The organism is Brasilonema octagenarum UFV-OR1 (genome assembly GCF_963888615.1).
Lineage (GTDB): Bacteria > Cyanobacteriota > Cyanobacteriia > Cyanobacteriales > Nostocaceae > Brasilonema > Brasilonema sennae.
In genome coordinates this window covers 1-6,559 of sequence record NZ_CAWPKW010000178.1, presented here as the reverse complement: position 1 = coordinate 6,559, position 6,559 = coordinate 1, and the positions used below count along the sequence as shown (strand labels likewise).

The 6,559-nt window shown below is 43.2% G+C and carries 7 protein-coding genes and 1 pseudogene; 3 read left to right on the top strand and 5 right to left on the bottom strand.

The genetic code is table 11. From position 1 onward, the window contains the following. Positions 1 to 484: 484 nt before the first annotated feature. Positions 485 to 919, top strand: coding sequence for a response regulator (locus AC5590_RS12400; protein ID WP_169268753.1), 435 nt, complete (start codon positions 485 to 487; stop codon positions 917 to 919). 4 nt (positions 920 to 923) lie between these two features. Here AC5590_RS12400 and AC5590_RS12395 read toward each other — a convergent pair. The 5 genes and pseudogenes from AC5590_RS12395 to pgeF all read right to left on the bottom strand — a co-directional run. After that, positions 924 to 1,034: pseudogene (locus tag AC5590_RS12395) on the bottom strand (peptidoglycan editing factor PgeF); the annotation flags it as partial. Positions 1,035 to 1,111: 77 nt separating this feature from the next. Beyond that, positions 1,112 to 1,513 carry an HNH endonuclease gene (locus AC5590_RS12390; RefSeq protein WP_169268752.1) on the bottom strand — a complete coding sequence of 134 codons (402 nt, stop codon included), beginning with the start codon at positions 1,511 to 1,513 and terminating at the stop codon, positions 1,112 to 1,114. Continuing rightward, positions 1,510 to 1,872 (bottom strand): hypothetical protein, encoded by a 363-nt coding sequence (locus AC5590_RS12385; protein WP_169268751.1) that lies wholly within the window; start codon positions 1,870 to 1,872, stop codon positions 1,510 to 1,512. Before AC5590_RS12385 ends, AC5590_RS12390 begins: the two co-directional genes overlap by 4 nt. A 409-nt stretch (positions 1,873 to 2,281) precedes the next feature. Next, positions 2,282 to 2,680, bottom strand: coding sequence for a DCL family protein (locus tag AC5590_RS12380; RefSeq protein ID WP_169268750.1), 399 nt, complete (start codon positions 2,678 to 2,680; stop codon positions 2,282 to 2,284). A gap of 150 nt (positions 2,681 to 2,830) precedes the next feature. Beyond that, positions 2,831 to 3,634 (bottom strand): peptidoglycan editing factor PgeF, encoded by an 804-nt coding sequence (pgeF, locus tag AC5590_RS12375; protein ID WP_169268749.1) that lies wholly within the window; start codon positions 3,632 to 3,634, stop codon positions 2,831 to 2,833. Between the two features lie 74 nt (positions 3,635 to 3,708). Between pgeF and AC5590_RS12370 the strand changes: the two genes are divergently transcribed. Together AC5590_RS12370 and AC5590_RS12365 are read left to right on the top strand one after the other, a co-directional pair. Continuing rightward, positions 3,709 to 4,563 (top strand): biotin--[acetyl-CoA-carboxylase] ligase, encoded by an 855-nt coding sequence (locus AC5590_RS12370; protein WP_169268748.1) that lies wholly within the window; start codon positions 3,709 to 3,711, stop codon positions 4,561 to 4,563. 254 nt (positions 4,564 to 4,817) lie between these two features. Beyond that, positions 4,818 to 6,446: a M23 family metallopeptidase gene (locus AC5590_RS12365; protein ID WP_169268747.1), complete on the top strand. Its 1,629-nt coding sequence runs from the start codon at positions 4,818 to 4,820 to the stop codon at positions 6,444 to 6,446. Positions 6,447 to 6,559: the final 113 nt, after the last annotated feature.

Sequence of the window (6,559 nt, the reverse complement as noted above, 5' to 3'; positions counted from 1 at the left end):
CCGTTTTAACGGACTTGAACTTTGAGCCAAGAAATTTATTTCTTGGCGGACGAAAGTTATGGTGCAAGATCTGAGTTACAGTATATTGGAAAGATTCATCAGTTATGAGTGGTTGAGTAGAGACGTAATACCGTTTAAATTTGGCCCAAAGAGTTATTAGGCATTTTATGAAATAGTATTAGATAGACGTGCTTGCAATTTTTATCTTGTTTATCACAAAGAAAATATAGATAAAAAAAATTCCCCTGTGAAAATGGAAGCAAACAACAGAGGAATTGATATGACGTGGATGTTTTCTCAACTATTAATAATATTTAGTTAATGTCAACGAATATTTAACCACCTATTGATGGATATGATTATTAAGTTTTTGTGTGACGGGCGCTACAATGTATTTTTTAGCACATAAATACTTAACATTAACTCATTCTCACAGAGGAGGTTAGGGATAAACACAATTAATTACTCTGCAGATAGAAGAGTATTGTATTTACGTTGTATTTTGCTAATGGGTGAAGCATATAAAACCATTTTATTAGTCGAAGATGAGCCGGATACAAGATTTCTGATCTTAGCCTCATTTGAATTCGCTAATTTACCACTATCTTTTCAAGTCGTTGAAAATGGGCAAGAAGCTGTAAACTACTTGTCGGGTAAAGAGTCTTACGCTGACAGAGAGTGTTATCCACTACCAGTGATGATAATGACAAATATCAGGCTGCCCTACATGTCTGGTTTTGACTTACTTGAATGGGTTAAGCAGCATTCCAAGCTGAGACATTTACCAGTTCTGGTTATAAGTGTCTCCGACGATCCAGATGATCTGGTTCAAGCCGCTAGCTTAGGCGCTTGCTCCTACTTTGTTAAAACATCATCTTATAATGATTTGATAGATATTGTGGCGAAACAAGTATTGTAGATATTTAAGCAGAAGTAACGCTAACAATACCAGACCACTGCACTTTTTTCTGCTTTTCTCGGCGGTAAGAAAAGAAATACTCTGGAGTTTGATAAGTACAATAAGGGGCGATTGCCGGAGGCGCAGCTACGCTTAACGCCAACGCTGAAACTAGCAATCCGGTGGAGCGCAGTGTTGGACTGAAGCACGCATTTACGGAAATAAACCTAAACGAATCCATAATTGTCGTGCTGCTACTTGAGAAGAGCTATTTATCTGCAAATACTCCACAGTGACTATTCCAATAGAAGTGATGCCCATAACCGTACCAAACTCCACAATGGCTTGGAAATGCTCATCCCATCGGTCTTGTCTTGGATGAAAGAAACGAGCTTGAGTATTTGAATTAAGTTCAATGCCACTGATGGGAGTTCCTTTACGGAGATTACATGAGCGACATGCAAGGGCTAAATTGGACTCATCATCTGCACCTTGTCTAGAAAGCGGGATAATGTGTTCGACTTCAAACGGAAAGTTGAATATGAGTTCAGGTGCATGACAGTATTCACAACGATGATTCGCTCGTTCTGCAACCACTGTGTAATAAGAATTCATTGACTCAATTGCTGCATTAATGCGGCTGTCCGGGCTGTTGCAGCTCTCAGTTCAGTATCAACGAGAGTATCTAGCTCTGCTTGTTGCTCTGGCGGCAACGCTTGTCCTTGATCTCGTGCTGTCCGCCATAGACTCATCAACTCTGATAACCGTTTTTGTTGATCTGTACTGAAGAACGGATCGGGACGAAAACTTTGAATAACGAGCAGCGCACTGAACTCAGTTTCACCTAACTGAGCCGTCAACCCATCTAGGGCTTGCCCCGCAGTTTTGCCAACCGATTGCTTGTCACCTGCAATAGCGCGATAAGACTTTTCACCGTTTGGATTAGAGATTGGCAAAATAGCTACTGTAGTCATTGTTCCAATTGGGATTCGCTTGCCTCAAATTATAACCCTAAGCAATATCGCTCTGTGAACTGAGGTACGTAGCTTTGATTCAAAATTGATCGCCCAAAACATAACATGGTTGTGAACTCAACGCAATTATGCCACATCTGTTTCACACTTTGACTCCAAGTACGCTCTTGCTTCTAATCTCAAGGGTAGCGTTTTCAGAGTGGTATTTGATCCACTTTTGTCGAAGAGCTTCATCAGCAAAACTCATAGCGAAATCACCATTACGATAAACTTGGAACAATTGTTCCGATAAGACTAAATCCTCGTTTTTTCTGAATGCTTCTGCCAGTTCTTTAAAGTGTAAAGGTGAATGCGCGACATATGATTCTTTTAAGGTGATTGAGTCACCAGTAGTGGGACATTGCAATATTTATACCCCCTGAAAAGTTTTTTCTCGATAAGCATTGACATAACTATCTACAGCCTCTCTACATGCCATGAGAAAATGACTTGTCACTGATGGAGCACTTTCAATACATACTTTGTAACTGAAGTTATCGATTGAACGATCTATACGTTGAAACCAGAAACCTCTCGACTTTCCACGATTGACTACATTTTCTTGTATCCAGATGCTTTCTATACCATCACCAATTTTCTCGTAGGAATCGGGATGATTATTGAGAAGCGACCTAATAAATTGGAAGTGTTCAGGAGACAAGAGTTCGTTTAGCTCGTATGCGTATAAAATTTTTTGAACATATTCTTTTAGTTCTTTTTGCGTTTCAAACTCTTTGTCCAGGATTTGAGTTTTTTTCCTTCTAGCCATTTTCAATCTAAGGTCACTTTGAGTTGAGAGAGAGCTTTTTTTAAATTGTGGGCTGTGGTGGACGAGGGGTACGCAGTCCTCTAGATTTTTGATGCGCTGTTACAGATGAGATGGGCGTCTCACTGATAACAATTGGTGAGTTCCAGACACTCACAGGTAATTGCTAACAATACCCGACCACTGAACTTTTTTCTGCTTTTCCCGGCGGTAAGAAAAGAAATGCTCTGGGGTTTGATAAGTACAATAAGGGGCGATCGCCATCTGTTCCGGACTAATCCCCAACTGTTCAAGTTGTAAAGTATTCACCCGCCGCACATCCAACCGTACCCGTTCTGGATTTGGATCGCTGAGTAAAGGTGAATTTGGTAGCTTGTACAATGCAGCTACAATTGTTTTTTCGTCATTATGTGGTATAATTGTTGCTCCAACTTCAGCTGCAACTTGTTCTGAGACTTGATAAACTTCACCTGCGATCGCTGGTCCCATCGCTATTCGCAAATCTTGAAGTTTGCTACCTTGTGCTTGCATTCGGGCGATCGCTTGCGGTACTATCTTGAGCGCAGTGCCACGCCAACCCGCATGAACAGCTGCAACTTGTCCTGTTTTCTCATCAGCAATTAGTACAGGCGTGCAGTCAGCCGTAGCCACCCATACTGCTTGCAGAGGCTGATTGGATATTAACCCATCTCCTGATACAAGGGCATCATCACCTTCTCCATCGACCTTGTCACCACCTTCAGCTAAAAGAGCGACAATTTCTTTTGGAGTCAGGACAGTATTGCCATGTACCTGTTTTAAGCGATAAGCTGATGCTTCTGGATGCAGCACCTTTGTGAGTTCTGACGGATAAGTAGGTGAAAACTGCTGAGTAAAAAAGCCATGATGCCAGGGTTCCAATAGACTACAGGTTAGATAGGGTAACCCTTCCCATGTGCGCCAGTGCCAAGCGTGCATCTTTAACCAAACCTAAAAACAAACATCAATAGCAGTCAATTTATCCTAGCACTAGAAAATTTAGGTAAACTGCTATGGCATTGGATCAACAAAAGTTGGAAACTGCTCTACAAGTAGGGCGCAACAGTCCTTATTTACAATTTTCGCTACATCTTTTTGAAACTGTTTCTTCAACTAACCAAATCCTTTGGGACTTACTCGCCCAAGGCGCTGAACCAGGATGTGTTGTGATTGCGACTGAGCAAACAGCAGGAAGAGGACAATGGGGTCGTCAATGGATATCATCAGCTGGGGGATTATATCTTTCAGTGGCTATTGCAAACGGTAATAAAGCAGCAGAAAATACGACTGCTTTTTGCCTCCCCAAACTATATGCTACCAACAGCTACCAACTCACCCTGGCTACTGCTTGGGGAATTGCTCAACAATTGCGAAACTGCGACGTTCCTGTTGGTATTAAATGGCCTAATGATTTAATCTTAGTCAGCCGAAAGCTTGGCGGTATTTTGACGGAAACCAAAATACACAAGGGTGTCATCACTCAAGCAGTGATTGGTGTAGGGTTAAATTGGGCAAACCCTGTACCAGAAACCGGAATTAATCTCCAAATGTGGCAAGCAAATCAGCAGACCAAATTCGTCTCGTGTTTGGAAACGCTTATTTCTACAGTTTTAATTGGAATCGAATCTGGTATACAGTGCTTGTTGCAAGAAGGAATCAATATACTAATATATCGTTATCTAGAGTTGCTGATGAACATAGGTGAGAAAGTCTATGTTAACAACACTGTAGGTACTATCATTGGCGTGGCAAATACTGGGGAGCTTCGGGTTCGTATGGAAACATCGGAACACAAATCAGTAAAAATATCAGAAATTTACCTTCAGCCCGGTACAATCAGTTTGGGTTACTGTCATTCATCTGATTAACCAATTGACCCTTCGGCTCCGCTCAGGGTCAAAGCTGAGCGGAGCCGAAGCTTTGACATTCCCACGCCTAAAAGGGCGATGGGATTCTTGTTTCATTCAATCTACTAACCGTAATTAGATCAGATTTGGTTCCGAATACTCACTCATGAGTATACCCAACACAGCAACAGCGAATGAGACTCGAAACCTATACTCACACCGAATGCGAGTACAGGTAGTTCATGCTCTACAATACACAAAACATCAAAAAAACAATGACGCAGCGCAATAACTCTGCTGAGAACTGTTTGCATCAATTGTGGCAGCAATGTCTGTCAACAAGACGCTTTGCGTCTACGCTCCCAGCACAAAGTCTCGCTTGGCTTGGCAGCATAGGGCTGCTGAGTAATGGTGGTTTGGTCTTTGCTCAAACTGAATCCGCAATCGATAATATTGTTCCCACTACTGAAAACTCTCAACCAGCATCATCGGCGAATAGAGTCAAAAGAGAAACTTTTGAACACAAAGATAGTAGTCCCGCAGTAGAAGGGACGAAATCACAATCCGACGAATTTTCTCAACGCCGAGTTAGACTCAGACAAAGACTCTCTCAGGCAAAAAGACCAAGTCCTGCTGTCGCTCTGCGGAATTACAAACGTCGTGCACAAGATTCACCAACAGGGGTTGCTATCAGAAAATTCAAACCCCGTGCGGAAGTTTCTGTACGTACCGAAAGTGTGACAAACTGGAGAGCAAGGTTACAGAGAAGACCATCTGTAGATATTCCACAATTCAACATAAGTCTGAGCAAGGAACAACCTCAACAACAGGTTTCCCAAGAGAACAACTCACCTGTTCGACGCCGCCTTGCACACTGGAGGGAACTTTTGCAACCCACCGCCTCCTCTAGTAATGACTCCACCCCAAAAGATTACAACAACGCTTATATCGATCCAGGCGAATACAACGTTGGTGCTACCAATAGGTATCAGGCACCGAATTCTGTAGTAGTTACACAACAGTCTAATACTGAATTACCCCAAAAGAAAGCAAGTTGGATTAGAAAAAGTAAACCTGCCACACTAGCAACTGTTCCGCCCGTCAAGCATGTTGAGACAAAAGAACAAAACTCTCTGCAACGTCCCACTCATAGGAGCGTTTCTCGTGCGGTGACTCCTGTAAGGCATCGCAGTTCTCAAACAGCTTATAGAAGTGTGAGTAAGGATACATATCACCCGAATCGGTTTATCCCCGACTTTTCCTCTCCGACAACAGTGAGTTCTGTACCGATCGCACCACTAGGTGGTACCTTAAGCGCACCAATGACTGCAGAAAATCTTGCTCCTCGCCCCAGTAATGTCACATACGACATTCCACTAGCAGCAGTATTGCCGCAAGTAAACTACGGTGAAGTCTATGGTGGTAAACTCGCAAGTGGTCCGGGATTGATGTATCCCCTTTCTATCCCCTCTGCAATTACTTCTTTGTTTGGTTGGCGAACTCATCCCATTACAGGCGATCGCAGTTTCCACTCTGGTACAGACATCGGCGCAGCGATGGGAACACCTGTTTTGGCAGCCTACCCTGGTAAAGTAGAGAGTGCTGATTGGTTGGGCGGCTACGGTATGACAGTGATACTTAACCACAGCAACGCCCAACAAACTCTTTACGGTCATATGTCAGAAATCTTTGTTCAGCCCGGTCAATGGGTGCAAAAGGGAACCGTTATTGGACAAGTTGGTAGCACTGGTTTGTCCACAGGTCCCCACTTGCACTTTGAGGTGCGCCAGCTCACACCTGAAGGATGGGTTGCGACTGATCCAGGCGCTCGATTAGAGTACGCTCTTGGTCAATTAATGCAATCGTTACATACATCTCAGACTCCTCAAGAACCAGGTAGCTAGTACCGCGCTCGTCCCAAGGGGACACGCTGCGCGAACGCGGAATTCAAAATTCGTCTTGAAAAGTTTTGCGCCGGGAAACCCCTTCGGGTATCTCCTGCACAGACGCTACTTTG

Excerpts from the sequence above, each read along its gene's own strand:
- AC5590_RS12390 (WP_169268752.1), bottom strand. The coding sequence starts at position 1,513 with ATGAATTCTTATTACACAGTGGTTGCAGAACGAGCGAATCATCGTTGT.
- AC5590_RS12385 (WP_169268751.1), bottom strand. The coding sequence starts at position 1,872 with ATGACTACAGTAGCTATTTTGCCAATCTCTAATCCAAACGGTGAAAAG.
- AC5590_RS12380 (WP_169268750.1), bottom strand. The coding sequence starts at position 2,680 with ATGGCTAGAAGGAAAAAAACTCAAATCCTGGACAAAGAGTTTGAAACG.
- pgeF (WP_169268749.1), bottom strand. The coding sequence starts at position 3,634 with ATGCACGCTTGGCACTGGCGCACATGGGAAGGGTTACCCTATCTAACC.
- AC5590_RS12370 (WP_169268748.1), top strand. The coding sequence starts at position 3,709 with ATGGCATTGGATCAACAAAAGTTGGAAACTGCTCTACAAGTAGGGCGC.
- AC5590_RS12365 (WP_169268747.1), top strand. The coding sequence starts at position 4,818 with ATGACGCAGCGCAATAACTCTGCTGAGAACTGTTTGCATCAATTGTGG.